The sequence below is a fragment of the Dokdonella fugitiva genome (assembly GCF_014138265.1).
Lineage (GTDB): Bacteria > Pseudomonadota > Gammaproteobacteria > Xanthomonadales > Rhodanobacteraceae > Dokdonella_A > Dokdonella_A fugitiva_A.
The window spans coordinates 103,623-128,505 of sequence record NZ_JACGXL010000007.1 but is presented as its reverse complement, the minus strand read 5'-3'; the positions used below and the strand labels follow the sequence as shown (position 1 = coordinate 128,505).

25 protein-coding genes are annotated in these 24,883 nt (G+C 70.8%); 12 read left to right on the top strand and 13 right to left on the bottom strand.

The features are described 5' to 3' along the window. Positions 1–52 precede the first annotated feature (52 nt). Positions 53–1,114: a threonine aldolase family protein gene (locus FHW12_RS18735; protein ID WP_182532588.1), complete on the bottom strand. Its 1,062-nt coding sequence runs from the start codon at positions 1,112–1,114 to the stop codon at positions 53–55. Positions 1,115–1,225: 111 nt separating this feature from the next. Here FHW12_RS18735 and FHW12_RS18730 point away from each other — a divergent pair, with 111 nt between their 5' ends. Further along, complete coding sequence (locus FHW12_RS18730) at positions 1,226–1,855, top strand: DUF4124 domain-containing protein (protein WP_182532587.1); 630 nt, start codon at positions 1,226–1,228, stop codon at positions 1,853–1,855. A gap of 291 nt (positions 1,856–2,146) precedes the next feature. Here FHW12_RS18730 and FHW12_RS18725 read toward each other — a convergent pair whose 3' ends face one another. From FHW12_RS18725 to FHW12_RS18710, 5 genes are all read right to left on the bottom strand, one after another. Then, positions 2,147–2,650: a methylated-DNA--[protein]-cysteine S-methyltransferase gene (locus tag FHW12_RS18725; RefSeq protein WP_182532586.1), complete on the bottom strand. Its 504-nt coding sequence runs from the start codon at positions 2,648–2,650 to the stop codon at positions 2,147–2,149. A gap of 90 nt (positions 2,651–2,740) precedes the next feature. Next, on the bottom strand, positions 2,741–4,207 hold the full coding sequence (locus FHW12_RS18720; RefSeq protein WP_182532585.1) for a DNA-3-methyladenine glycosylase 2: 1,467 nt from the start codon (positions 4,205–4,207) through the stop codon (positions 2,741–2,743). A 49-nt stretch (positions 4,208–4,256) separates the two neighbouring features. Beyond that, positions 4,257–5,084, bottom strand: coding sequence for a DUF2867 domain-containing protein (locus FHW12_RS21445; RefSeq protein ID WP_259393148.1), 828 nt, complete (start codon positions 5,082–5,084; stop codon positions 4,257–4,259). Continuing rightward, positions 5,054–5,650 (bottom strand): hypothetical protein, encoded by a 597-nt coding sequence (locus tag FHW12_RS21440; RefSeq protein ID WP_259393147.1) that lies wholly within the window; start codon positions 5,648–5,650, stop codon positions 5,054–5,056. The genes FHW12_RS21445 and FHW12_RS21440 overlap by 31 nt, the downstream gene beginning before the upstream one ends. 16 nt (positions 5,651–5,666) lie before the next feature. Further along, positions 5,667–5,984 carry a metalloregulator ArsR/SmtB family transcription factor gene (locus FHW12_RS18710; RefSeq protein WP_182532584.1) on the bottom strand — a complete coding sequence of 106 codons (318 nt, stop codon included), beginning with the start codon at positions 5,982–5,984 and terminating at the stop codon, positions 5,667–5,669. 235 nt (positions 5,985–6,219) lie between these two features. Between FHW12_RS18710 and FHW12_RS18705 the strand changes: the two genes are divergently transcribed. Then, positions 6,220–6,618 carry a carboxypeptidase-like regulatory domain-containing protein gene (locus FHW12_RS18705; protein ID WP_182532583.1) on the top strand — a complete coding sequence of 133 codons (399 nt, stop codon included), beginning with the start codon at positions 6,220–6,222 and terminating at the stop codon, positions 6,616–6,618. A 19-nt stretch (positions 6,619–6,637) separates the two neighbouring features. Beyond that, complete coding sequence (locus tag FHW12_RS18700) at positions 6,638–7,129, top strand: hypothetical protein (RefSeq protein WP_182532582.1); 492 nt, start codon at positions 6,638–6,640, stop codon at positions 7,127–7,129. Between the two features lie 66 nt (positions 7,130–7,195). Here FHW12_RS18700 and FHW12_RS18695 read toward each other — a convergent pair whose 3' ends face one another. After that, positions 7,196–7,975, bottom strand: coding sequence for an SDR family oxidoreductase (locus tag FHW12_RS18695; protein ID WP_182532581.1), 780 nt, complete (start codon positions 7,973–7,975; stop codon positions 7,196–7,198). A gap of 75 nt (positions 7,976–8,050) precedes the next feature. Between FHW12_RS18695 and FHW12_RS18690 the strand changes: the two genes are divergently transcribed. From FHW12_RS18690 to FHW12_RS18660, 7 genes are all read left to right on the top strand, one after another. Continuing rightward, entirely contained in the window at positions 8,051–8,287 is a 237-nt protein-coding gene (locus FHW12_RS18690; protein WP_182532580.1) for a hypothetical protein, read from the top strand. A gap of 125 nt (positions 8,288–8,412) precedes the next feature. Then, positions 8,413–10,242: an FAD-dependent oxidoreductase gene (locus FHW12_RS18685; RefSeq protein WP_182532579.1), complete on the top strand. Its 1,830-nt coding sequence runs from the start codon at positions 8,413–8,415 to the stop codon at positions 10,240–10,242. Beyond that, positions 10,239–12,104, top strand: coding sequence for a 2-oxoacid:acceptor oxidoreductase subunit alpha (locus FHW12_RS18680; protein ID WP_182532578.1), 1,866 nt, complete (start codon positions 10,239–10,241; stop codon positions 12,102–12,104). The genes FHW12_RS18685 and FHW12_RS18680 overlap by 4 nt, the downstream gene beginning before the upstream one ends. Then, a complete protein-coding gene (locus FHW12_RS18675; protein ID WP_182532577.1) occupies positions 12,104–12,382 on the top strand; it encodes a hypothetical protein in 279 nt (92 codons plus the stop codon). Before FHW12_RS18680 ends, FHW12_RS18675 begins: the two co-directional genes overlap by 1 nt. Before the next feature lies 1 nt (position 12,383). After that, on the top strand, positions 12,384–12,911 hold the full coding sequence (locus FHW12_RS18670) for a hypothetical protein (protein ID WP_182532576.1): 528 nt from the start codon (positions 12,384–12,386) through the stop codon (positions 12,909–12,911). Next, positions 12,904–13,401 (top strand): hypothetical protein, encoded by a 498-nt coding sequence (locus tag FHW12_RS18665; protein ID WP_182532575.1) that lies wholly within the window; start codon positions 12,904–12,906, stop codon positions 13,399–13,401. The genes FHW12_RS18670 and FHW12_RS18665 overlap by 8 nt, the downstream gene beginning before the upstream one ends. Beyond that, entirely contained in the window at positions 13,398–14,453 is a 1,056-nt protein-coding gene (locus FHW12_RS18660; protein WP_182532574.1) for a 2-oxoacid:ferredoxin oxidoreductase subunit beta, read from the top strand. The genes FHW12_RS18665 and FHW12_RS18660 overlap by 4 nt, the downstream gene beginning before the upstream one ends. Positions 14,454–14,539: 86 nt before the next feature. Here FHW12_RS18660 and sppA read toward each other — a convergent pair whose 3' ends face one another. Together sppA and FHW12_RS18650 are read right to left on the bottom strand one after the other, a co-directional pair. Next, positions 14,540–16,387: a signal peptide peptidase SppA gene (gene sppA / locus FHW12_RS18655; protein ID WP_182532573.1), complete on the bottom strand. Its 1,848-nt coding sequence runs from the start codon at positions 16,385–16,387 to the stop codon at positions 14,540–14,542. 139 nt (positions 16,388–16,526) lie between these two features. Further along, complete coding sequence (locus FHW12_RS18650) at positions 16,527–17,930, bottom strand: MATE family efflux transporter (protein ID WP_182532572.1); 1,404 nt, start codon at positions 17,928–17,930, stop codon at positions 16,527–16,529. Between the two features lie 96 nt (positions 17,931–18,026). Between FHW12_RS18650 and FHW12_RS18645 the strand changes: the two genes are divergently transcribed. Beyond that, positions 18,027–19,244, top strand: a complete 1,218-nt coding sequence (locus FHW12_RS18645; protein WP_182532571.1) for a DUF3667 domain-containing protein — start codon at positions 18,027–18,029, stop codon at positions 19,242–19,244. 73 nt (positions 19,245–19,317) lie between these two features. Here FHW12_RS18645 and FHW12_RS18640 read toward each other — a convergent pair whose 3' ends face one another. The 3 genes from FHW12_RS18640 to FHW12_RS18630 are packed head-to-tail and all read right to left on the bottom strand — an operon-like array spanning position 19,318 to position 20,931. Then, positions 19,318–20,043 (bottom strand): DUF3106 domain-containing protein, encoded by a 726-nt coding sequence (locus tag FHW12_RS18640; protein ID WP_182532570.1) that lies wholly within the window; start codon positions 20,041–20,043, stop codon positions 19,318–19,320. Beyond that, positions 20,015–20,380 carry a hypothetical protein gene (locus tag FHW12_RS18635; RefSeq protein WP_182532569.1) on the bottom strand — a complete coding sequence of 122 codons (366 nt, stop codon included), beginning with the start codon at positions 20,378–20,380 and terminating at the stop codon, positions 20,015–20,017. Before FHW12_RS18635 ends, FHW12_RS18640 begins: the two co-directional genes overlap by 29 nt. Further along, the gene (locus FHW12_RS18630; protein ID WP_182532568.1) at positions 20,377–20,931 is read right to left on the bottom strand and encodes an RNA polymerase sigma factor; all 555 of its coding nucleotides are present in this window, start codon (positions 20,929–20,931) and stop codon (positions 20,377–20,379) included. Before FHW12_RS18630 ends, FHW12_RS18635 begins: the two co-directional genes overlap by 4 nt. A 510-nt stretch (positions 20,932–21,441) precedes the next feature. On the opposite strand from FHW12_RS18630, the gene FHW12_RS18625 reads away from it, so the two are divergent. After that, on the top strand, positions 21,442–23,613 hold the full coding sequence (locus tag FHW12_RS18625; RefSeq protein WP_182532567.1) for a primosomal protein N': 2,172 nt from the start codon (positions 21,442–21,444) through the stop codon (positions 23,611–23,613). Between the two features lie 12 nt (positions 23,614–23,625). Here the strand turns inward: FHW12_RS18625 and FHW12_RS18620 are convergent, their stop codons facing one another. Then, positions 23,626–24,825 (bottom strand): hypothetical protein, encoded by a 1,200-nt coding sequence (locus FHW12_RS18620; protein WP_182532566.1) that lies wholly within the window; start codon positions 24,823–24,825, stop codon positions 23,626–23,628. Between the last annotated feature and the right edge of the window lie 58 nt (positions 24,826–24,883).

The following is a 24,883-nucleotide window of genomic DNA, read 5'->3' as shown; positions in this document are numbered from 1 at the left end:
TCGCTGTCTCTCCCTCAGGGAAGCAAGTCGCGGGCCAGTCAAAACCCCTTTGTTATAACGTGTTTTGTCGCTTTTCTTCGCAAAACGCTCGAACGAGCGCCCCCGCCCGCTCGATTGCGCCGGCGTCGACGTCCAGATGCGTCACGGCGCGCACGCGCGCCGGGCCCATCGCGACCATGCGCACGCCGCGCGCCTGCAGGGCCGCGACGAACGCGGCGGCGCCGCCCGCGACGGCATCGACGTCGAAATAGACGAGGTTCGTCTCGACGTCGCCCGGCGCGATCGCAATGCCCGGTACGCCGGCGACCGACTCGGCGAAGCGACGCGCGTGCGCGTGATCCTCGGCGAGCCGCTCGACGTGGTGATCGAGCGCGTATTCGCACGCCGCGGCGATGATCCCACTCTGGCGCATCGCACCGCCCCAGCGCAGCTTGATGCGGAATGCCTCGTCGCAGAACGCGCGGCTGCCGGCGAGAACGGCACCGCCCGGCGCACCGAGACCCTTGCTGAAATCGATCCAGACCGAGTCGTAGCCGCGCGCGTGGTCGGCTGCGGCGACGCCGCTCGCGACGCAGGCGTTGAGCAGGCGCGCGCCGTCCATGTGGGTGGCGAGCCCCGCCGCGTGCGCGACCGCGGCGACGTCGTCGAGCGTCGCCCGCGGCCACACGGCGCCGCCGCCGAGGTTCGAGGTCTGTTCGACGACGACGAGCCGCTGGCGCGGCGCGTACGGCGCGTCGGCACGGATCGCTGCGCGCAGCGCCTGCGCGTCGAAGATGCCGCGCCGGCCGCCGATCGGTTCGATCATCACGCCCGCGAGCGCCGCGGGGCCGCCGCCCTCGAAACCGATGAGGTGCGAGGTCGCGTCGCAGAGCACCGCATCGCCGGGACGGCAGTGCACGGCGAGCGCGATCTCGTTCGCCATCGTGCCGGACGGCAGGAACACCGCGGCTTCCTTGCCGAGCAGCGCGGCGCAGCGCGCGAGCAGGCGGTTCACGCTCGGATCCTCGTGCGCGCGTTCGTCGCCGACGTCCGCCGCGGCCATCGCCGCGCGCATCGCCGCAGTCGGTCGCGTCTTCGTGTCGCTGGCCAGATCGATGAAATCGACGGCAGTCATCCCGGATTCCGGTAGGACGGAACGCGCATCCTAGTCCGATTCCGGCCGAGCCGGCATGCGTCGATCGTCCTGGTCGCGGCGCCCCGCCCGGGAGGGGTTTACCATGCACGCATGATCCGCGCGGTGCTCCTGCTCGCCTGCTTCCCGTTCGCCGCGGGGGCGACCGACGTCTATCGTTGCACCGGCCCGGACGGCGTGAGCTACCAGGACAAGCCGTGCGCGGACGCGAAGGAACAGTCGGTCGTGCACCTCGTCGATGCGCCGCCTGCCGCGCCTGCGCCGCCCCCGACCGTCGACGACGACGCCCTGCCGGCCGCGACCGATGCCGCGCCGGCTCCCCCACTGCCCGCGATACCACCGCCGTCGTTCTACCTGTGCATCGCGCATGACGGCAGCCGCTACGTGAGCGACGACGGCATCGGCCGGCGCAGCCTCGTGCCGTACGCGATGCTCGCGGACTCCGGCAAGAGCCTCGCGCAGGCGTACGGCCCGGGCGGCATCGGCGTCTCCGCGCCCGAACTGCAGCATCCGCCGACGGTTCCGACCCACGCGGACCCGCTCGGCGCGAGTTACGTCTGGGTCGTCGACGCATGCCATCACGCCGAACCCGCGGAAGCCTGCGCGTACCTGCGCGGCGAACTCGACACCGTCACCGGCAAGCTGCGCCGCGCATTCAGCGACACCCAGGCGCAACTGAAGCAGGACCAGGCGCAACTGCGCGAACGCCTGCGCGGCTGCTGACGCGTGTCGCTCCGAAACGGAAGCCGAAGCAAAGCCAGAGCCAAAGGCCAAGCCAAAGCCTGAAACACGAAGGACACGAAGAAGAGCAGATCAGAGAGAGCAGGAAGAAAAGCCTGAAACACGGAGCACACGGAGCACACGGAGGAAAAGCGTTTCACCTCATCGCTTGCTTTTTCCGTGTGCTCCGTGTGCTCCGTGTTTCAAGCTTTGCAACTCTTCGGTTGGCTTTCCTTCGTGTCCTTCGTGTCCTTCGTGTTTCAGGCTTTCAGCTTGGCTTCGAGTCCTGACCGGCTACGACAGCGCGAACGGTGCGCGCGGCGCGTGGCGGCGTTCGTGTTCGAGCAGCCACTGCTTCACGGGAAGGCCGCCGCCGAAACCGGTGAGCTTGCCGTTCGCGCCGATCACGCGGTGGCACGGCACGATGATCGGCAGGGGATTCGCGCCGTTCGCGGCGCCGACCGCGCGGCTCGCGGACGGGTCGCCGATGCGTCGCGCGAGCTCGCCGTAGCTGATCGTCTCGCCGTACGGGATGCGCACGAGCGCATCCCAGACGGACTTGCGGAAATCGGTGCCCTCGGCCGCGAGCGGCAGGTCGAACGCGTGCAGCTCGCCGGCGAAGTACGCCTCGAGCTGCCCGACGGCCGCATCGAGGTGGCGGCGCCCGCGCCGCCACGACGGCGAAATGCGTTCACCCTGGTCGGTGCGCTCGAATTCGACGTAGCGCAGCCCGGCGTCGTCGGCGGCGAGCAGGAGGCGGCCGATCGGCGTGTCGAGATAGTCGTAGTGGATGGTCATTGCCGGGAATCCTGAGGACCTGATCGCCGCTGAAGTGACTCCCGCGGGATCGATGCGGAGCGGCTCCGGCCGCGATGCGTTCGTACGCGCCTAGCTGTTCCGCCACAGCAGCATCACCGCATACGCGCGCCACGGCCGCCATTCCTCGCTGAGCCGTTCGAGCTCCCGCGTCGACAGCGTGCGACCCTCGCCGGCCGCGCGGCGCAGGATGAGGTCGGCCGCGGGGAACGCGTCCGGCTGGGCGAGCGCGCGCATCGCGATGTAGTGCGCGGTCCACGCGCCGATGCCGGGCAACGCGACGAGGTCGCGCTCGAACGCGGCGAGCGGTTGTTCGGCGCGGAACGCGACGTGGCCGTCGAGCACCGCGCGCGCGATGCCGCGGATCGTCGAGGCGCGTGCACGGATGACGCCCTGCTGCTCGAGCGGCGCGTCGACGAGCCGCTCCGGCGTCGGGAACAGCGCGCCGACGCCGTGCGCTTCGCCGTCCGCGTACGGCGTGCCGTACGTCGCCGCGACGCGCGCCGCGAACGTGCGCGCGGCGGCGACGCTGACTTGCTGGCCGAGCACCGCGCGCACCGCGAGCTCGAAACCGTCCCATGCGCCCGGCAGTCGCTGTCCCGGCCAGCGCCGGATCAGCGGTTTGAGCAGCGTGCTGCCGCGCAACGCGAACTCGAGCGCGCGCGGGTCCGCGTCGACGTCGAACATGCGCTTGACGCGCGCGACGATCGCACCGACCGCGCTGCTCGACGGATGATGCACGCGCAGCGCGAGCGCGTCGTCGCCCGGGATCGCGGCGACGTCGAACCAGCCCGGCACGCCGTCGACGACGACGCTGCGCCGGTAGCTGCGCGCGTCGACCGCCTCCACGCCAGGGATCGTGCGCCGGCCGTAGAAGGCGAGCAGGTGCTCGAAATCGTACGGCGCGCGATACGGCAGGCGCAGCACGAGTTCGTCCGCGCCGGCGTCGGCGGCCGCGCGGCCGCGACGGAAATCGCGCGGCGGCTTGCCGTACGTCGCGACGAACGCAGCATTGAATCGACGCAGGCTCGCATAGCCGGACGCGTCCGCGATGCGCGCGATCGGCATCGCGGTTTCGGTGAGCAGTTGCTTGGCGAACAGCAGGCGCCGCGTCGCCGCGACGTCGAGCGGGCTCGCCCCGAGTTCCTCGGCGAACACGCGACGCAGGTGGCGCTCGCCGACGCCGACGCGCGCGGCGAGCGCGGGCAGCGAACCCTCGTCCAGCGCGCCTTGTTCGATCAGGCGCAATGCACCGGCGACGAGTTCGCTCTTCGCGCGGTGCAACGGCGAACCGGGCGCTGCCTCCGGCCGGCAACGCAGGCACGGCCGGAACCCTGCCGCGGACGCGGCCGCCGCGCTGTCGTAGTAGCGGATGTTCTTCGCGCGCGGCGACGGCGCCGGGCAGACCGGGCGGCAGTAGATCCCGGTCGACGTCACTGCGATGTAGAACAGGCCGTCGAAGCGCGCGTCGCGCGTCAGTCGCGCCTGGTCGCAGACGCGTGGATCGAGATGGGTGGTAGGCACGGCGGCGGCTTGCATGCGCGCATGCTAGCGCAGGTCGGCGGAGTCGACTCGCCGTTTTCGGCTGTCATTCACCGGTGCCGTGCGCACGCCGCGCGACGTGTTCGATCGCGTGCCGCAGGAGCGCCGGCGTGATGTAGCGCCGGTGAACCGGATCGACCATCGCCATGTACAGGTCGCCGAACACGTTGCGCGTGTTCACGCGCGTGCCGATCAGGCAACGTGCTTCGCCGTCGCGCAGGTCGACCGCGACGCAGGTGCGGAACGCGACGTGCCTGTCATCGGCGCCGAGCACGACTTCGGCCCACGTATCGGCCGCGTCGAGCCGCTGCGCGAACACGGGGAAGCGCCCGGCGAACACGGGGCCCGGGGCCCGCGACAGCAGCGACGACACCGGGCAGCCGAGCGACGACGTCCGCAGGCCGAACGGCGCGACGAGCACGTTGCGCAACGACATCAGGCGCCGCACGCCCGACGGATGGTTCTCGACGAAGCCGGCGAGGATTGACGCGAGCGTCGCGCGGGCCGACACCGCGCCGAGCGCGCTCGCGGCGATGCGCAATTCGAAGGCGTCGTCGTGGGCGTCGCGGCCGTCGAGCTGCTCGTGCAACAGCGATTGCGCCGGCATCGCCGCGAGCGCACGCACCGCGCACGCGCCGCGGCTGGCGGCGAGGAATCCTCGCGTTCGCCGCCATCGCGCGGCGAACGCGCGCGCGCGGCCGAGCGCCCGCCGCGTGGACGCGCATGCGCGCGCCAGCCGCGACGTCGGCGCCGCGTCCAGCGACAACGCAATCGTCGCGACGCGCGCCGGATCGAACGAAGCATCGTCGAGCAGGGCCCGCACGGGCGCCGGAAGCACTTCGGTCAGTGCCGGGATGCTCGCCTCGTTGGCCATGATGGCGCGACGCAGCTCCGGCGCGAGGTCGCCGCCGAGTTCGTTCGTGTGGCACGACAGTGCGAACAGCGCGGGATGCGGCTGCCGGCCTGCAGTGGCACGAACTGGTGCCACGTGCCGCCGCCGAATCGCGCCGTGAACAGGCAATCCGGCGGGATGTTGACGTGGTGCAAGGCCGAGATGAACTCGCCCGGATCGCGCGCGATCTGCTCGGCCGATGCGGTCGAGAAGCGCAGTTGCGCGCCTGCGCTGCCGGAGATCGCGGTGAACACGCGGTGGCCGGCGTGCCGGTGGAACGGATGGCCGGCGGCGCCCACGGTGAACGTGTACAACGACGTGGTGTCCCCGCTTTCGACGTCGATGCCGCCGATCCGCGCCGACGGCTCGTCGAGCGCGTCGATGAACGCCTCGTGCCCGCGTTGCCGCATGCGCGCGGCTTCGATCAACGGATCGCCGCTGCCGTGCCCGAGCTGCGCGATGAGCGCGACCTCGATCGGCGGCACGCCGGGACGCGAGCGGATGCGCGCGATGGGAAAAGTCGAGAGGGCCTCGGTCGTCGCAAGCATCTCCGGTATCCGTCCCTCAGCGGGCCTTGGCCTTGCGTTGCGCGCGCGCGCGGCTCTCGCGCTTGAGCGGGCCGGCCGTGGGGCACACCTCGGCCGCCCACGCGAACAGCGTGTTCACGAGCTTGTCCGGAACCAGCCGGAAATAGACGAACTGGCCGCGCTTGTCGCGCTCGATCAGCCCAGCGCCCTCGAGGATGCGCAGGTGGCCCGACAACGCCGGCTTGCTGAACTCGAACCGCGCGCCGATCTCCCCGGCGGTGAGCTCGCCCTGGTTCAAGTACGCGAGGATCTTCCGGCGCGCGGTGGACGCCAACGCTTCGAATACACGCTCCACGTCGTTCCATAGTTAATGAATTCGTTAACTACATTACGACGGTCGCCCGCCTTGTTCAAGCACCCGCGCGACGAACCCGCCGCCGCCCGTGCCGGGAACCGCAACCGTCGCGACACCGACCCTGATCGCGGTGCGTCGATCGAGCCCGGGCGGGCACGGCAGGGGATTGCGTGCGAGCATGCGGCGCAAGGCGGCGAGGCGGGCTCGCGGCCGGCTGTCGATGCGGAGGAACACCGTGAAACGCGTATTCGGCTTGGTGGCTTGCGTGCTGTTCCAGGCAGCGGCGCACGCGAAGTGCAAGACACCGATCTACGTGATCGAAGGGAATGTGCGCGATCCCGGCAACAAGCCCGTACCCGAAGCCATCGTCGCCGTCGCGTGGCTCGATCACGGGCATGCGAGCGCTCCGGTCGTCACGACGGCGGACTCGGCCGGTCGGTATCGGCTCGAATTCCGATTCGACATGTACACGCGCCGCTTTTTGTTCGGAGACGTCTGCAAGGAGAAGCTCGCGGAAGTCGCGACATCGGTCATGGCACCTGCATATGCGCGCGCCGAAAGGCGCATTCCGATCTCCGGCACGGAGACTGTCGCGGACTTCACGATTGAACCGGCCGAGGCAGGAGGCCGCTGAAATGAGACTTCGCTACTGGATGTTCGCCGCGTTCGCTGTTCACGAACTCGCGTTCGCGGCCGGCGATGAGCCACTGATGCGGCTCAGCGAAGGCGGTTTCGGCGGCGGCGGCGCGCGCTCGTGGGAGTTGCGCCTGGAACGCGACGGTCGCGTGGTCGAGGAGTGGTCGGACGCTTACTCGGGTGCGAATCGCCAGACGACGCTACGAACGATGTCCGCTGCCGAGATCGAGTCCGCGATCGCACGAGCGGCAGCACTGACGCACTCGCTGCCCAAGTACGTCGACGACGACGGCAGGATCCTGGTGGACGAGGAGACTCGCGCGATCCATCTCGCGATACCGACAGGCGAGCGATTTTCCGGCTGGGCCGGCTTCGAACGAAAGCCCCCCACGCGATCGTCACGTCGATTCATGCGCGCATGGCAAGCGCTCGCGGACCTCATGAGCGGGCGCGTGGCTTCGCCTGCCCGGGCGCGCACCCCCGACGCACGCGGCTCGAACAGTCGCTGAGTCCCGATGAGCGGCGCCGGTCGCGCCACGCGCCCGGCCTACGCCGTCGTTTCGCGCCGCGTCGGCTCAGAAGCCGTAGCGCAGGAACCCGCCGTCGACCGCGATGCATTCGCCGGTCACGTAGCTCGACGCCGGCAGGCACAGGAACGCGACCGCGCCGGCGACTTCGTCGGGCTCGCCGATGCGGCCCATCGGCGTGCGCAGCAGCACGTCGTCGAGGTAGTCCGGATCGGCGAGCTTGTCCTCGGTGCGGCGGGTGCGGATGTACCACGGTGCGACCGCGTTGACGCGGATGCCGTCCTCGGCCCATTCGCAGGCGAGGTTGCGCGTGAGCTGGTGCAGCGCGGCCTTGGTCAGGCCGTACGGCGCGCCGGTGCGCACGTGCACGAGGCCGGACACCGAACCGACGTTGACGATCGCCGCATTGCCGTGTTCGGCGAGGTGTGGATGCGCGAGGCGGCACAGCTCGAACGCGCTGAGCACGTTGAGTTCGACCAGCGCGCGCACTTCGTCGAGCGCGTAGTCGAGCGCGGGCTTCGCCTCGTTGCCGCCGACGTTGTTGACGAGCAGCGACAGGTCGACGTCGAGGTCGGCGATCCAGTCGAACACCTCGAGGCGCTGTTCCTGCACGGCGAGGTCGGCGTCGCAGGCGAGGAACTCGCGCCCGGGGAACTCCTCGGCGAGTTCCGCGCGCGCCTGCTCGAGGCGCACCTCGTCGCGCGCGACGAGCAGCACGTCGGCGCCGAGCGCGGCGAGTTCGCGCGCGCAGGCGTAGCCGATGCCCTGGCTCGCGCCGGTCACGAGTGCGGTGCGGCCGTCGAGCCGCCAGCGTGACGGGTTCGTCATGCGCGAAATCTCCTGCTTGTGGCCGGCGCCGGCCGCGGCGCAGACTCTAGCGGATACCGCCACCGGGAGTCCGCCATGAACCGCACCATCCTGCTCGCGAGCCTGCTGCTCGCCCTGTCCGCCTGCGGTGGCAAGCCCGAAGCGGAAGCACCGAAGAAGGCCGAACCGGCCGCGCCGGAGGCGCGCCAGAAGACCGTGTTCGACGACCAGCTCAAGGCGATCGACAAGGCCAAGGGCGTCGAGCAGCAGCTGCAGAAGGAGAAGGAGAAGCACGACAAGGACATCGAGGCGCAGGAGAACGGTGGCGGCTGAGCCGCGCGCGGCGAGCGCGACCGCGCCCGTTCGGCGCGCGTTTGGTGCGCTGCGCTTTGCACCGCGCAGGCACAAGGTCTAGTCTCGACGACAGCCATCACTGTGCGTTTCCAGAGGGGACCGTAGTGCAGCCGACCGATACGCGTGATCCCGCCTATTTCCACAAGGTCGTCGATTGCCAGTGGGCCTGCCCGGCCCACACGCCGGTTCCCGAATACATCCGCCTGATCGCGGCCGGACGCTACTCCGACGCCTACCTCGTCAACTGGAAGTCGAACGTGTTCCCGGGAATCCTCGGGCGCACCTGCGACCGTCCGTGCGAACCCGCGTGCCGGCGCGGCCGCGTCGAGGAGAGTGCGGGCGGCAAGCCCGAACCCGTGGCGATCTGCCGCCTAAAGCGCGTCGCCGCGGACTTCAAGGACGACATCCGCCCGCGCCTGCCGAAAGCGCCCGCGCAGCGCAACGGAAAGCGCATCGCCTGCATCGGCGCGGGGCCGGCCTCGCTCACCGTCGCGCGCGACCTCGCGCCGCTCGGGTATCACGTGACCGTGTACGAAGCCGACGCGAAGGCGGGCGGCTTCATGCGCACGCAGGTGCCGCGCTTCCGCCTGCCCGAGGAAGTCATCGACGAGGAAACCGGCTACGTGCTCGGCCTCGGCGTCGAGTTCGTCGGCGGCCGCCGCATCGAGTCGCTGAAGGCGCTGCTCGCGGAGCACCACGACGCGGTATTCGTCGGTTGCGGCGCCCCGCGCGGGCGCGACCTCGACCTGCCCGGCCGGCGCGAGGCGGCTGCGCACATCCACGTCGGCATCGACTGGCTCGCGTCGGTCTATTTCGGCCATGTCGAGAAGGTCGGCCGGCGCGTGATCGTGCTCGGCGGCGGCAACACCGCGATGGACTGCTGCCGTTCCGCGCGCCGCCTCGGCGGCGACGACGTCAAGGTGATCGTGCGCTCGGGCTTCGACGAGATGAAGGCGAGCCCGTGGGAGAAGGAGGACGCGATGCACGAAGGCATCCCGATCCTCGACTACCGCGTGCCGAAGGCATTCGTGCACGAGGGCGACCGCCTGACCGGCATGACGTTCGAGAAGGTGCGCGCGGAGCGCGACGCGAAGGGCCGCCGCACGCTCGTGCCGACCGGCGAGCCGGACGAATTGTTCGAATGCGACGAAGTGCTGATCGCGGTCGGCCAGGAGAACGCGTTCCCGTGGATCGAGCGCGACATCGGCATCGCGTTCGACGAACGCTGGGACATGCCGGTGGTCGACACGGCGACGATGCAGTCGAGCCTGCCGCACGTGTTCTTCGGCGGCGACGCCGCGTTCGGCCCGAAGAACATCATCTGGGCGGTCGCGCACGGCCACGAGGCCGCCGTGTCGATCGACAAGCTGCTGTCGGGCGAGGACGTGCGCGATCGGCCTGCGCCGGCGGTCGAGATGATCTCGCAGAAGATGGGCATTCACGAGTGGAGCTACGACAACGACGTCTCGCCGGACGAGCGCTACAAGGTGCCGTGGGCCGACGCGGGCAAGACGCTCAGGAGCATCACGCTCGAGGTCGAACTCGGCTTCGACGTCGAGACCGCGTGGAAGGAGACCCAGCGTTGCCTCAACTGCGACGTGCAGACCGTGTTCACCGATCGCGTCTGCATCGAATGCGACGCCTGCGTCGACATCTGCCCGATGGATTGCATCACGTTCACGCCGGACGGCACCGAGGACGAGCTGCGCACGCGCCTGTCCGCGCAGGCGACGAATACGACGCAGGACCTCTACGTGTCGGGACCGCTGAAGACCGGCCGCGTGATGGTCAAGGACGAGGACGTCTGCCTGCACTGCGGCCTGTGCGCCGAGCGCTGCCCGACCGGTGCGTGGGACATGCAGAAGTTCCTGCTCGGCGTCACGCACGCGGGTGAGGGCTGCCGATCCGGCGCGCCGAAGGAGAAGGCCGCATGAAGCCGATCGCGGCCTGCAACGACTTCGTCGTCAAGTTCGCCAACGTCAACGGCTCCGGCTCTGCATCCGCCAACGAGTTGTTCGCGAAGGCGATCCTGCGCATGGGCGTGCCGGTCAGCCCGCGCAACATCTTCCCGTCGAACATCCAGGGCCTGCCGACCTGGTACGAAGTGCGCGTGAGCGGCAACGGCTGGCTCGGCCGCCGCGGCGGCGTCGACCTCATGGTCGCGATGAACCCGCAGACCTGGGATGCCGACGTCAAGGAGATCGAGCCGGGTGGCTACCTCGTGCACGATTCGACCCGCGCGTTGCCGAAGTCGAAGTTCCGCGACGACATCCACGTGATCGGCGTGCCGCTCACCGAGATCTGCAACCGCGCCTGGACCGACCCGCGCCAGCGCCAGCTGTTCAAGAACATCATGTACGTCGGCGCGCTGTCGGTGCTGCTCGACATCGACGTCGCGATCATCGAGCGCTTGCTCGGCGAGCAGTACAAGGGCAAGGAGAAGCTGCTCGACGCGAACAAGCACGCGTTGCATCTCGGCCGCGACTACATCGGGAACCCCTCGGCGGACGACCGGCCTTGCGCGAGCTTCGACACGGCGCAATTCGGGCTGCGCGTGAAGCACGCCGACGGCGTCGGCGAGCGCATCTTCGTCGACGGCAACAGCGCGGCCGCGCTCGGCTGCGTCTACGGCGGCGCGACCGTCTGCGCGTGGTATCCGATCACGCCGTCGTCGTCGCTCGCCGAGGCGTTCCAGAAGTACTGCATGAAGTACCGCGTCGACGCCGAGACCGGCGCCAACCGTTTCGCGATCGTGCAGGCGGAGGACGAGATCGCGTCGATCGGCATGGTCGTCGGCGCGGGCTGGAACGGCGCGCGCGCGTTCACCGCGACCTCCGGCCCCGGCGTCTCGCTGATGACCGAGTTCATCGGCCTCGCCTATTTCGCCGAGATCCCGGTCACGATCGTCGACGTGCAACGCGGCGGCCCGTCGACCGGCATGCCGACGCGCACGCAGCAGGCCGACCTGCTCGCCTGCGCCTACGCCTCGCACGGCGACACCAAGCACGTGCTGCTGTTCCCGTGCGACCCGAACGAGTGCTTCGCGTTCTCGGCCGACGCGCTCGACCTCGCCGACCGCCTGCAGACGCCCGTGTTCGTGATGACCGACCTCGACATCGGCATGAACCAGCGCCTGTGCGCGCCGTTCGACTGGGACGACGCGCGCGCGTACGACCGCGGCAAGGTCATGAGCGCGGCCGAACTCGAGGCCGGCAAGGACTTCGGCCGCTACAAGGACGTCGACGGCGACGGCATACCCTACCGCACCTACCCGGGCACGCACCCGGACAAGGGGGCGTACTTCACGCGCGGCACCTCGCGCGATCCGTACGCTCGCTATTCCGAGCGCGGGCCCGACTACGTCTACAACATGGAGCGGCTGCTGAAGAAGTTCGAGACCGCGAAGGCGCTCGTGCCGCAACCGCTGCTGCGCAAGGCGACGCAGCCGACCACGCTCGGCGCGATCCATTTCGGCTCGACGGCACCCGCGATGGACGAGGCGATCGTCGCACTCGAGCGCAACGGCGTGCATCTCGACACCCTGCGCGTGCGCGCGTTCCCGTTCGCCGACGCGGTCGCCGAGTTCGTCGCCGCGCACGAGCGCGTGTTCGTGGTCGAGCAGAACCGCGACGCGCAGCTGCGCTCGATGCTCGTCAACGAGTTCGGCATCGACCCGGCTCGGCTCGTGCCGGTGCTGCACTACGACGGCACGCCGATCACCGCGCGCTTCATCACGCGCACGATCGAGCAGCAGGTCGGCGCCCAGCAGCCGCGTGAAGCGGACAAGGTGGCCTGATGAACGCCCTTTCGCCCGCGCTGCAGTCGCTGTTCTCGGTGGTGATCGCGGCGATGGTGCTCGGCGCACTGGCCCTGCTCTGGCGGCGCGACCGCTCGGCCTGGCTCGTCGTCGCGCTCGGTGCCGAAGCCGTCGGGCTCGCGTTCCGCTTCGTGCTGATCGTGCAGCCCGACCTCGTTCGCTCGGCGCCGCTGATGTTCTCCGCGTGGACGCTGTCCGGCCTCGTGTTCGCGATCGGCCTGCTCGGCTACGCGATCGAAGTGAGCGGGAAGCGCTGACATGCGCGCCGCCAGGGCGATCCATGCCGTCGTCGCATGCGGCATCGCGCTCGCGCTGTCCGCGACACCGCCGTCGTCGCAGGCCGCGTCGAAGCGCGGCGTGAGCGACGCGGCGCTCGCGGCCGCCGCGCGTTCGGCACGCGTCGCCGACGTCGACTACGTGCGCGGCGAGTGCGGCGACGAACGCAGCATCGAAGCCTGGCTCGACGACGCGGTCGGCGACACCGCGCGCGTCACCTGGCGTGGCGGCGCCTGCCTGCTCGCCAATCCGGACAACCCGATCGACAGCGGCTCGGACTGGTGCGGTGGCGCGACGATCGTGCCGAACGAGGATCCGAAGCACCCGGCGCGCATCGAGGTCTATTTCGAGAAGCCGGTCGACGGCAAGCCGGGCAAGGCGTACGCGTTCCGCGCGGAGAACCACGACGTCGACGGCCTCGACTACAAGCGCGACACGCGCTCGTTCGAGATCGGCTACGGCCAGCGCTTCGTCGACGGCTACGCGGCGCCGGAGGACGACTGTGACTGAGCATCGATCGCCCGCTTCGTGGTGGCTCTTCGCGATCGGTCTGTTCGCCGCGGCTGCCGCTGCGCAGGATCGTTTCGCCGGCCGCTGGACGATCGCGCGCGGCGACGCCGCGCCGTGGGTCGGCACCACCGGTGCGGTCGACCCGGCCGAAGTGAAACGCCTCGTCGGCCAGCACGTGACGTTCGAGGCCAAGCGCATCCGCGGTCCCGCTCCGCTCGGCTGCGACGGCCCGCACTACGCGCTCGAGAACGTGCCCGCCGAAGGGCTGTTCCAGGGCGGTCTCGCCGAATACGGCGACCCTGCACTCGGCGCCGACGCGCTCGCGACGCGGATCGGTTTCGCCAGGCGCCCGATCGCCACGCTCGACACCGGCTGCGAGATCGATTTCCACGCGACCGGCGACGACGAACTGCTGTTCGCGCTGAACAACGTGATCTATCGCCTGCACCGCGACGCCGCGCACGCGTCGCCGCCGAGGAAGACGCCGTGACCTGGATCGCCAAGCCCAAGCTGCACCACCCGACCCTCGGCTGCAACGCGATCGGCTTCACCCGGCGCGACTACGAGGGCAAGATCTCGACGCTCTGCGCGGGCTGCGGCCACGATTCGATCTCCGCCGCGATCATCCACGCGTGCTGGGAACTCGCGATCGAGCCGCACCGCGTCGCCAAGCTCAGCGGCATCGGTTGCAGCTCGAAGACACCGGACTACTTCCTCGGCCAGTCGCACGGCTTCAACACCGTGCACGGGCGCATGCCTTCGGTGCTGACCGGCGCGAACCTCGCCAACCGCGACCTCATCTACCTCGGCGTGTCCGGCGACGGCGACTCCGCCTCGATCGGCATGGGCCAGTTCGTGCACGCGATCCGTCGCGGCGTGAACATGGTCTACATCGTCGAGAACAACGGCGTGTACGGGCTCACCAAGGGCCAGTTCTCGGCGACCGCCGACCAGGGCTCGGTGTCGAAGAAGGGCGTCGCCAACAGCGACGCGCCGATCGACCTCGTCGGCCTCGCGATGCAGCTCGGCGCGAGCTTCGTCGCGCGCGGCTTCTCCGGCGACAAGCAGCAGCTCGTGCCGATCATCAAGGCCGCGATCGCGCACCGCGGCGCCGCGTTCATCGACGTGATCAGCCCGTGCGTCGCGTTCAACAACCACGCCGGCAGCACCAAGAGCTACGAGTACGTGCGCGAGCACAACGACGCGGTCAACCGCCTCGACTTCATCGAGCCGCGAGCGGAGATCACCGCCGACGTCGCGCCGGGCGACGTCGTCGAGGTCGAGCAGCACGACGGCAGCGTGCTGCGCCTGCGCAAGCTCGACGCCAGCCACGACCCGACCGACCGCGTCGCCGCGATGAACTACGTCAACGCGCACCAGGCGAAGGGCGAAGTCGTGACCGGCCTGCTCTACGTCGACAGCGCCGCGCACGACCTGCACGGGCATCTCAACACCGTCGCCGCGCCGTTCAACACGCTCGACGCGAAGGCGCTGTGCCCGGGCGCGGCGACGCTCGCGAAGATCAACGCGTCGCTGCGCTAGCGCCCGAGATCACGCCACGGGAGCCCGTGGGGAGCAGCCGGCAGGGCGTCTGCAGGAGCGTGTCGCGCCGCGCGCACGCTGTTCGCTCAGTGCAGCTCGCAGAAGCAATGCGCGAACGCGCCATAGCGCTTGCCGCGCAGCGATTCGAGCACGCCCGCGAGCTGGTTGAGCTCGTTGCCGGCGAACATGCCCGCGGGGACGCGCACGCCGGTCCAGCGCGCGAGGCGCACCATCGCCTCGCTGTCGCTGAAGCTCAGCGCGAAACGTTCCCAGGTGGTCATCTCGCGCTCGACGTAACGCACCTGGTAGTGGTCGCCGAGCTTCGCGCGCGACGCCGCCGCGGCGATCGCGTCGTCGAGCCCGCCGAGCTTGTCCACGAGTCCGCGCTCCTTCGCCTGCGCGCCGCTCCACACGCGGCCCTGCGCGATCGCGTCGATCTCGGCCGGCGTCCTGCCGCGCGACTGCGCGACCTTGCCGATGAATTCGCCGTAGCCGCGCTTGATCACGCTCGTGATGATCGCCTCGAGCTGCGGCGACAGCGGCCGGCGGATGTCGAGCGTGCCGGCGAGCGGCGTCGTGCCGACGCCGTCGGTGTGGATGCCGAGCTTGGCGAGCGTGTCGGGGACGGTCATGATGAGGCCGAAGATGCCGATCGACCCGGTGATCGTGTTCGGCTCGGCCCAGATCTCGTCGCTCGCCATCGAGATCCAGTAGCCGCCGCTCGCGGCGACGTCGCCCATCGACACGACGACGGGCTTGCCCGCCTCGCGCGCCTGCGCGAGTTCGCGCCGGATCAGTTCCGACGAATAGGCGTCGCCGCCGGGCGAGTTCACGCGCAGCACGATCGCCTTGACCCCGTCGTCCTCGCGCGCGGCGCGCACGAGCTGCGCGGTCGACTTGCCGCCGACCATGCCCGGCGGGCGGTCGCCCGGCACGATCTCGCCCTGCGCGACGATGACCGCGACGTCGCTGCCGACGTGCGGCAGGTTGGCCGGCGCGAGCGTGGCGAGGTACTGGCGAAAGCCGACCTGGCGGAACCCTTCGTCGCCTTCGGCGGCGCCGAGCGAACGCAGCTGCTCGCGTGCTTCCGCGCGCGTCGCGAGCTGGTCGACGAGCTTCTGCTCGAGCGCGAGCCTGGCGAGGTCGCCCTCGTGCGCGGCGACGCGCTGGTCGTAGTGCGCGATGTCGTCGGCGATCGCGGCGGCGTCGATCTTGCGCAGCGCCGCGACTTCACCGAGGTACTCCTGCCAGATGCCACCCATCCAGTACGCGTCGGCCTCCTTCGAGGCGTCGGACGCCTGGCTCAGCACGTACGGTTCCGCGGCCGACTTGAATGTACCGACCTTGATCAGGTGCACTTCGACGCCGAGCTTGTCGAGCGCGTCCTTGTAGTAGCTGCGGTAGTTGGCGAAACCCTCGAGCAACACCGCGCCCTCGGGATCGAGCAGGATGCGGTTCGCGTGCGCGGCGAGCAGGTACTCGTTCTGCCCCATGCCGCCGGACACCGCGATGACTTCCTTGCCGCTCGCCTTGAAGCGGTCGAGCGCAGCGCCGAGTTCGCGCGCGGTGGCGAGGCCGAGGCCGGTGATCTCGTCCGGGATGAGCACGATGCGCTCGATGCGCGAATCCTTCGCCGCTGCGTCGATCGCGCGCAGCAGGTCGCGCAACTGCACTTCGGGCGACTCGTTGCCGGCGACGTTCGACAGCGCGCGCTGGGTCGGATCGGTCGAATACTGCTCGACGATCGCGCCGCTCGGATCGAGCACGAGCGCGGTGCGCGGCGCGAGCAGCGGACGCGATGCGAAGAACGCGCCGAAGAACGCGAGCAATACGACCAGGAAGATCAGGTTGAAGACGAGACGGCGCGTGAAATTCAGCGCGTCCCAGAGTCCGCGGAAGAAACGGCGGATCACGCCGGGTTGCTGGCTGGACATCGGGAATCCTCGGTGCCGCGCAGGGCGGCAGGCATGGCATCAGCCTACCGCATCCGCCCGCAGCGGGCATGGCGCTTCCGTCATGGCCGCTACGATCGCGGCGTCATTCAGGCGCATCGGCGGAGTGCGGCCGCCGCGATCAATGGAATGCCGGCGGCGGCGCGCCGACGCCGGGTGCGCCGCCGGGCAACGGACGGCGCGCGAGCTTCCAGAAGCGCCACGACAGCAACACCGCAGCCATGCTGAGCCCGGCGATCAGGCCCATCCACATGCCGCGCGCGCCGAGCCCGTGCGGGAACGCGAGCCACCAGCCGACCGGCATACCGACACCCCAGTACGCGAACGTCGTGATGAGCATCGGGATGCGCGTGTCCTTGAGGCCGCGCAGCGCGCCGTTCGCGGCGACCTGGATGCCGTCGGAGAACTGGAACAGGCCGGCCAGCACGAGCAGCTGCGCGGCGAGCGCGACGACCGCCGCGTCTTCGGTGTAGAGCATCGCGATCGGCCGCGGCAGCAGCAGCATCGCGCCGGCCGACACGGCCTGCGCGAGCAGGGTGAGGCCGATGCCGACGAGGCCGGCGTCGCGCACGCCCTGCGCGTCGCCGCGACCGACCGCGTGGCCGACGCGCACGGTCGTCGCCATCGCAAGGCCGAGCGGCACCATGAACGACACCGACGCGACGTTGAGCGCGACCTGGTGCCCGGCGACGACATCGGTGCCGAGCGTGCCGATCACGAGCGCGACCGCGACGAACAGGCTCGCCTCCATGAACAGCGTCACGCCCATCGGCACGCCGATGCGCAGCAACTCGGCGAGCGCGCGCGGATTCGGCCGCTCCCAGCGCGCGAGCAGGTCCAGGTCGCGGTAGTGGCGGCTGCGCGCGACGTAGAGCGCGAACGCGATCATCTCGAGCCAGAGCACGAGCGCGGTCGCCATGCCGCTGCCCTGCGCGCCGAGCGACGGCAGGCCGAGGCGGCCGTACATGAAGACGTAGCCGATCGGTCCGAGCAGGACGAGGCCGAGGATGCTGAAGTACATCGTCGGCCGGGTCAGGCCGATGCCCTCGCCGAGGCCGCGCAGGGTGAAGAACAGCGCGAGCGCGGGCGCGCCCCACGCGACCGCGTGCAGGAAGCGGATCACGTCGGGCACGAGCGCAGCGTCGATGCCGATGCGCGCGACGAGCAGGGCGCCGCCCACGTGCACGGCGACGCCGAGCACGAGGCCGAGCACGAGCGCGAGCCAGACCGCCTGGCGGAACAGCGGCCCGATCGCCTCGCGGCGGCCGGCGCCGGCGAGCTGCGCGACCGACGGCGGCAGCGCCATCATCACGCCGATCGCGGCGACGATCGCCAGCGACCACACGCTCGCGCCGACCGCGACCGCGCCGAGCGTGTGCGCGTCGAGATGCCCGGCGAGCAGCGCATCGATGAGGTTCATGCCGATCGCCGACAGCTGGCCGAGCACGAGCGGCACCGCGAGGCGCAGCATCTCTTTCAGCTCGCGTGCGAGACGCGGCCGGTGGCGATGTAAAATGGTCGGCATCGGGGAACCTGTGCACGGCATCTTAGCCGAGCACGCGTGCCTCCGCCCGCCGCGCGACGCGGCGCCGCCACTTCGATCGACGGAGCCGCCCGACGCATGAATCATGAAGAAGCGACGGAAACGGCCGCCGCGCAAGCCGCGGTGAGCGCACCCTCGGCGCCGGCCGCGCCGCCCAAGCACTGCGGCAACTGCGGCGCGCCGATGTACGGGCCGTTCTGCTACGCATGCGGGCAACCCGAGAAGGGCATGATCCGCCATCTCGCGAGCGTGATGGCGGACGTCGCCGACACGATCTTCAACGTCGATTCGCGCATCTTCCGCAGCATCCTGCCGCTGTACCTGCGACCCGGCTTCCTCACCAACGAATACTTCGCCGGCCGGCGCACGCGCTACGTGACGCCGTTCCGCCTGTTCTTCTTCCTCTGCGTGATCTCGTTCTTCGCGATCCAGTTCAGCCTCGACCTCGACGACGCGAACTTCAACCTCGTCGGCGAAGGCAACAACGGCGGCATCGAACGCGCGCAGACCGCGGCCGAGGTCGACACGCGCCTGCAGGCCGCGCTGCAGGGGCTCGCGACCGCGCGCGCGGCCACCGGCAATCGCGCCAAGGCCGTCGCCAAGGTCGACAAGGCGGAGTCGGAGGTGCGCCACAAGGCCGAGGAACGCATCGCTTGGCTCAAGCGCCGCGACGATGCGGTCGCCGCCGGCCACGCGGCGCCGCCCGATCCCGACGCCGACGACGAGGACGGCGGCACGCTGTCGATCGACGGCACGCCGTGGGATCCGGTCGCGCATCCGATCGCGATCGGCTGGCTGCCCGCGTTCGTCAACACGAAGCTCAATTCGATGGCGCACCACGCCAAGGACAACATCAACGCCGCGCGCAAGCACCCCGGCGAGGCGATCGCGCGTCTGTTCTCGGTGCTGCCGCAGACGCTGTTCGTGCTGATGCCGCTGTTCGCGCTGCTGCTGAAGATCGCCTACATCTTCAAGCGAAGGCTGTACATGGAGCACCTGATGGTCGCGCTGCACAGCCACGCGTTCATCTTCATGTCGCTGTTGCTCGTGGTGCTGCTGCACCTGCTGATCGGCTGGGCCGACACGAGTGCGCACTGGGCCCTGCCCGTGCTGAACCTGCTGCGCGCGGCGGTGTGGACGTGGCTGCCGATCTACCTGTTCCTGATGGCCAAGCGCGTCTACCGCCAGGGCTGGTTCATGACGACCTTCAAGTTCTGCGTGGTCGGCTTCTGCTACCTGTTCCTGCTCGGCTTCGGCCTCGCCGGCGCGGCGATCGCGAGCCTCACGATCGCGTAGGGCAGGCCCTGGCCTACCGGATGTCATCTCGCGAACGTCATTCGCTTACGCGAGTGGTGGGCCAAGGCCCGGCCTACGGCGGCACGGACAACTTCGCGATGTACGCGTCTCGCTGCGCCGGCGTCATCGCGAGCAAGCGCTTGCGCAGGTCCGCGCGCGCATCGACCGACAGCCCGCGCGCGTAGCGGCGCAGTGCATGGCGCTGGTCGAGCGTGAGCGACTGCCACATCGCGCGCAGCGGCAGCCGTTCCGCCGGCGGCACGTCGGCGAGCAGTCGCTGCCAGCCGCCGGATCGACGTTCGGCCTGCACGCCCGCGACGAACGCGCTGCGTTCTTCCGGCGACATCGCGTCGTAGCGTTCGCGCAGCGCGGCACGCTGCTCCGGCGGCAAGGCACGGAAACGCCGGAACGCCTCGCGCAGGTCCTGCTGCTGCTCCGGCGGCAAGCGGCTGAACGCCTCGTAGCGCGCGGCGAGATCGCCGCGCTGCGCCGGCGACAGCGCGGCCCAGCGCGCGATGCGCCGCTCGATCAGCGCACGCCGCAGCGGCGGCGCCGCCTGCCAGCGCGCGGCGACATCGCGCAGGCGTTGCTGCTGCCGCGGCGCGAGCGTGCCCCACTGCGCCTGCATCGGCGCGAGCACGCCCTGCTCCGCCGGCGCGAGCCGCGACCATTCGATGCGCGCGGGTTCGGCAGGCGCCGCCGGCGGCTCGGCGTGCGCGACGCCGCAGGCGAGCGCGGCGGCGAGCAGCAGGCGCAGGGCGCGGCGCGGGTCAGCCGTCGACGTCGTGTTGCTGGGCATCGAGCCAGGCATAGAAGTCGAGGTCCTCGGTGAGTTCGAGACTGTCGTCGTCGGCGGCGAGCGCATCCAGCGTGCGGCCGTCGGCCGCGGCCGCATGGTCCGCCGGTTGCGGCTGCGTCGGTGCGAAACCGCGATGGCCGACGCCGATCGCGAGCGCGACCGCGGTCGCCCCGGCGAGCACGAGGCCGATGCGCCAGTGGCGCTGGCGTGGCTGGATGAGGGCGGCCTGGCGCGCGCGGTTGAGGCGCGACAGGGTCGCCGCATCGAGCGATTCGGCCGACTGCTCGAGCAGCGCGAGCGAGCGGTCGAGCCAGGGTTCACGCGGCGGCGTGGTCATCGGTGCGCCTCCAGGCGGTTGCGCAGGTTCGCGAGCGCGCGCGACAGATGCGTCTTGACGCTGCCTTCGCTGCAGCGCATCGCGGTCGCCGTGGCGGCGACGTCGAGCCCTTCCCACATGCGCAGCAGGAACGCCTGGCGCTGGCGCAACGGCAGCGCGCGCAGCGCCGCGTCGAGCGCGAGCGCGGCCTCGCCGTCGGCGAGCCGGGCGAGCGGGCCGGGTTCGCGCGCGTCCGGCACGGCCGCGAGCGGGTCGTCGCCGTCCTCGTCGCGGCGGTCGAGCCAGGCGAACCAGCGTCCGCGCACGCGCTGGCGCCGGTGCCAGTCGTGGATGCGGCTGTCGAGTACGCGCCAGAACAGCGGCGACCATTCCCCGGCGTCGCGCGCACCGTAGCTGCGCACGAAGCCGAACATCGCGTCCTGGACGAGGTCGATCGCGTCCTCGCGCTGGCGCGTCGCGAGTTCGGCCATGCGCAGCGCCCGCCGCTCGACCGTGCGCAGGAAACGCTCGATCGCGCGCGAATCGTCGAGACGCCGGGCGTCGTCGGTCATGCGCTCGTCGGGAATCGCCATCAGGCAGGAAGCGGGAAGCATCGGGCGGTGGCCTTTCCGGGGGCTTTCGTGGGGTCCAACGCAGCCGCGATGAGTCCGTTGACGCCCCATCCGCAGCCGTACTCACGGAACGACAGGCTCCGCCCGTGTCAAGCGGTTGTACACAGCCACTCGCGGCCGGGCCGAACATGCTGCGTGCGCACGCGCGAATCCCGCGAATACGCTGGCAACCGCACGTAAGCCATTGAATGTAAACGCGCATTACAGATTGATTAAACTTTCACCAACCTGTATCGCACGGCTTGGTTTCGCGCCTCGCGCAGGGCTCGCGACGCAGTGATCCACAGAGTTATCCACACATGTTGTGGATAAGCATGTTTTCCCCATAGCCATGGTGACTTAGGGGGTTTTTCTGATGGTTACGTGAGAAACCGACCGCAAGCGGTCCGGCGTGCTGCCGTCGCCCGGACTACACTGCATCCTGCGCGGGTTTTCCGCCATCCGCCGGCCATGACTTCGATCCTGCGCGTCGCCCTGCCCGTCCCGTTGCACACGTTGTTCGACTACCGCGAAGGCGCCGCCGAGGCGGCCGTCGGCTGCCGCGTGCGCGTGCCGTTCGGGCGGCGCGAGCTGGTCGGGATCGTCGCCGAGCGCGTCGACGGGTCCACCCTCGACGAGGCGCGCCTCAAGGTCGCGGGCGCGGTGCTCGACGAGGCACCGCTGCTCGGCGGCGAGCTGCTCGCGAGCCTGCGCTGGGCCGCGCGCTATTACCAGCATCCGCTCGGCGAAGTGCTGTTCGCGGCGTTGCCGACGAGCCTGCGCAACGCCCGTGCGCTGCCCGCCGCGGGCATCGCCGCGGTCGAACTCACCCCCGCCGGCGCCACGGCGCTCGCGGACGGCGCGCCGCGCCGCGGCACGCGCATCGCGGCGCTGCTGGAAGCGCTCGCCGACGGCCCGCTCGCGACGGCGCAGCTCGATGCGCTGGCCGGCGCCGCCGCGCGACGCAACGCGCTCGCGCGCGGCTGGATCGCCGCGTGCCGGCTCGCCGCGCCTGCGCGAGCGGCGGCCGCCGTCGCCGGCCCGCCGCTGAACGACGCGCAGCAGGACGCCGCGACCGCAGTGATCGCCGCCGCGGGCGGCTTCGCGCCGTTCCTGCTCGACGGCGTCACCGGCAGCGGCAAGACCGAGGTCTACCTCGAGATCATCCGCGACTGCCTCGCACGCGGCCGCCAGGCGCTCGTGCTCGTGCCGGAGATCGCCTTGACGCCGCAGGCGCTGCGGCGCTTCCGCGCGCGCCTCGGGATCGATGTCGCCGCCTTGCACTCGGGCCTCGGCGACGTCGAGCGCGCGCGCGCCTGGCTCGCCGCGGCGCGCGGCGAAGCGCCGCTCGTGCTCGGCACGCGCTCGGCCGTGCTCGTGCCGCTCGCGCGGCCCGGCGTGATCGTCGTCGACGAGGAACACGATGCCTCGTACAAGCAGCAGGAGGGCTTCCGCTATCACGCGCGCGACCTCGCGGTGGTGCGCGCGAAAGCGCTCGGCATCCCGATCGTGCTCGGCTCGGCGACGCCGTCGCTCGAGAGCCTCGCCAACGTCGACGCGCAGCGCTACCGCCCGCTCCGCCTCGACCATCGCGCCGGCCGCGCGCAACCGCCCGCGCTGCGCGTGGTCGACCTGCGTCGCCAGCGCCTGCAGCACGGCCTCGCCGCGCCCGCGATCGAGGCGATCGCGGCGTGCATCGGCCGCGGCGAGCAGGTGCTCGTGTTCCGCAACCGACGCGGCTACGCGCCCGTGCTGCTCTGTCACGACTGCGGCTGGAGCGCGCGCTGTCCCGACTGCGAGCGCGCGCTCACCCTGCACAAGCGCGAGCATCGCCTGCGCTGCCATCACTGCGGCCACGAGGAAGGCGTGCCGAACGCGTGCCCGTCGTGCGCGGGGCTCGCCCTGCACGCGCTCGGCGAAGGTACCGAGCGGCTCGAGGACGCGCTCGGCGCGCAATTCCCCGGCGTGCCGGTCGTGCGCGTCGATCGCGACACCACGCGCGGGCGGCGCCTGCGCGACGCGCTGCTCGACAGCCTGCCCGAAGCCGGCGCGCGCATCCTCGTCGGCACGCAGATGCTCGCCAAGGGCCATGACCTGCCGCACCTCACGCTCGTCGTGGTGGTCGGCGTCGACGAAGGCCTGTACAGCGTCGACTTCCGCGCCGGCGAGCGGCTCGGCCAGCTCGTCGTGCAGGTCGCCGGTCGCGCCGGTCGCGCCGACAGGCCCGGCACGGTGATCCTGCAGACGCACGATCCCGCGCATCCGCTGCTCGGGGTGCTGCTCAACGGCGGCTATCGCGCGCTCGCCGCGCGCCTGCTCGAGGAACGCCGCAGCGCCGGCCTGCCGCCGTTCACGCAGTTCGCGCTGCTGCGCGCCGAGGCGCCGCAACAGGACGAGCTCGACCGGTTCCTCCGAGCGGCCGCGTCGGCCGCGACCGCGGCGCCCGGCGTGACGCTGCACGGTCCGCTCGCCGCGCCAATGCCGCGGCGTGCCGGCGCGTGGCGCGCGCAGATCCTCGTCGAGGCCGACGAACGCTCCACGCTGCAGGCGTTCCTGCCCGGCTGGCTCGACGCGGTGCGCGCACTGCCGGACGAGCGCCGCGTGCGCTGGTCGATCGACGTCGACCCGGTCGACCTCTATTGAAGACTGCGCGCGTCAGCGCGCGCGCAGCGGGCCGAATCCCTCGAAGCCGTCGGCGAAGATCCAGTCGTCCTGCGCGATCTGCACGACCGCGCGCCGGCGCAGGTAGTTCGCATCGAGACCATTCAGCAGCAAGGTGTGGCCATCCGGCGTCACGCCGTTGACGAGCAGGTCGACCCAGTCGGACGCGCCGAACTCGATGCCCCAGCCGGCGAGGAACGCGGTGATGTCCTGCGGACCGTCCGCGGCGGTCCAGTAGAAGCCGTGGTTGGTCGGACCGAGGTTCGGGTCGAACACGACGTAGCTGCCGACGACGACGTCGCCGTCCTCGCTCGATTCGAACGCGTACGTCACCGCGCCCGCCTGCGCGCCCTCGGGCAGGTCGAGGTAGTCGAGGCCGATGCCTGCGCGCCAGCGCCACGCGCGCGGATCGCCGAGGCCGTTCTCGACGCCGGCGCCGACGATGACCGAGCAATCGCTGTTGCAGCCGATCGCCTGGCCGACGCGCTGGCCGTTGCCGTCGGTGATCCAGCTCGGCACGCCGTCGTCCCAGCGAAGGCCGTAGCGCGTGAAGTCGTCCGGCGCGGGTTCGCCGAAACCGGCGACGACGCGGCCGTCGTTCGACGCGGCCCACGCCTGCGCACTGAAGCCGTCCACGGGCAGCGCGAGCGGCACCTGGCCGCCGGCCGCGGTCCACGACCACGGCAGCTGCGGCCACGGACCTTCGGGCGGCGGCACCGCGGGCTCGGCCGAACCGGTCAGCACGCTGCCGTCGTAGGAGACGCCGAACACGGATGCGTTGCCGAGCGTCGCACTCGCGCCGCCGATGCGCGCCCAATCGGTGCCGCCGGTCCAGAGTTCCGGCGCTGCGACCGGCGCTTCGCCGCCGTCGTCGAAGTAGCCGGTCGTCGCGATCGCGCTGCCGTCCTTGGAGATCAGCGGCGTGATGTTGTCGAGCGTGAATGTCAGGCCGCCGCCGAGTACCTCCGGCGTGGCGCCCGGCTGCCAGCGCACGACGAAGCCGTCCGGGTAGACGACGCCGATCACCGTGCCGTCCGCGGTGATGTTGCTGACGCCGGCGACCGCGTAGCCCTCGGGCGCGGGCAGCTCGATCAGCGTCACCGTGTCGGCGAGGGCGCCCGATGCGCCGCAGAGCAGCAACGCCGCGCACAGCGGACGCAGGGACGGGCGAGCGGGCGACGGTGACGCGATCATGGACGGCTCCGGCAGTCGGTGTGTGCCGCCAGCTTCGGTTCATGCCGACGCAGCGTCA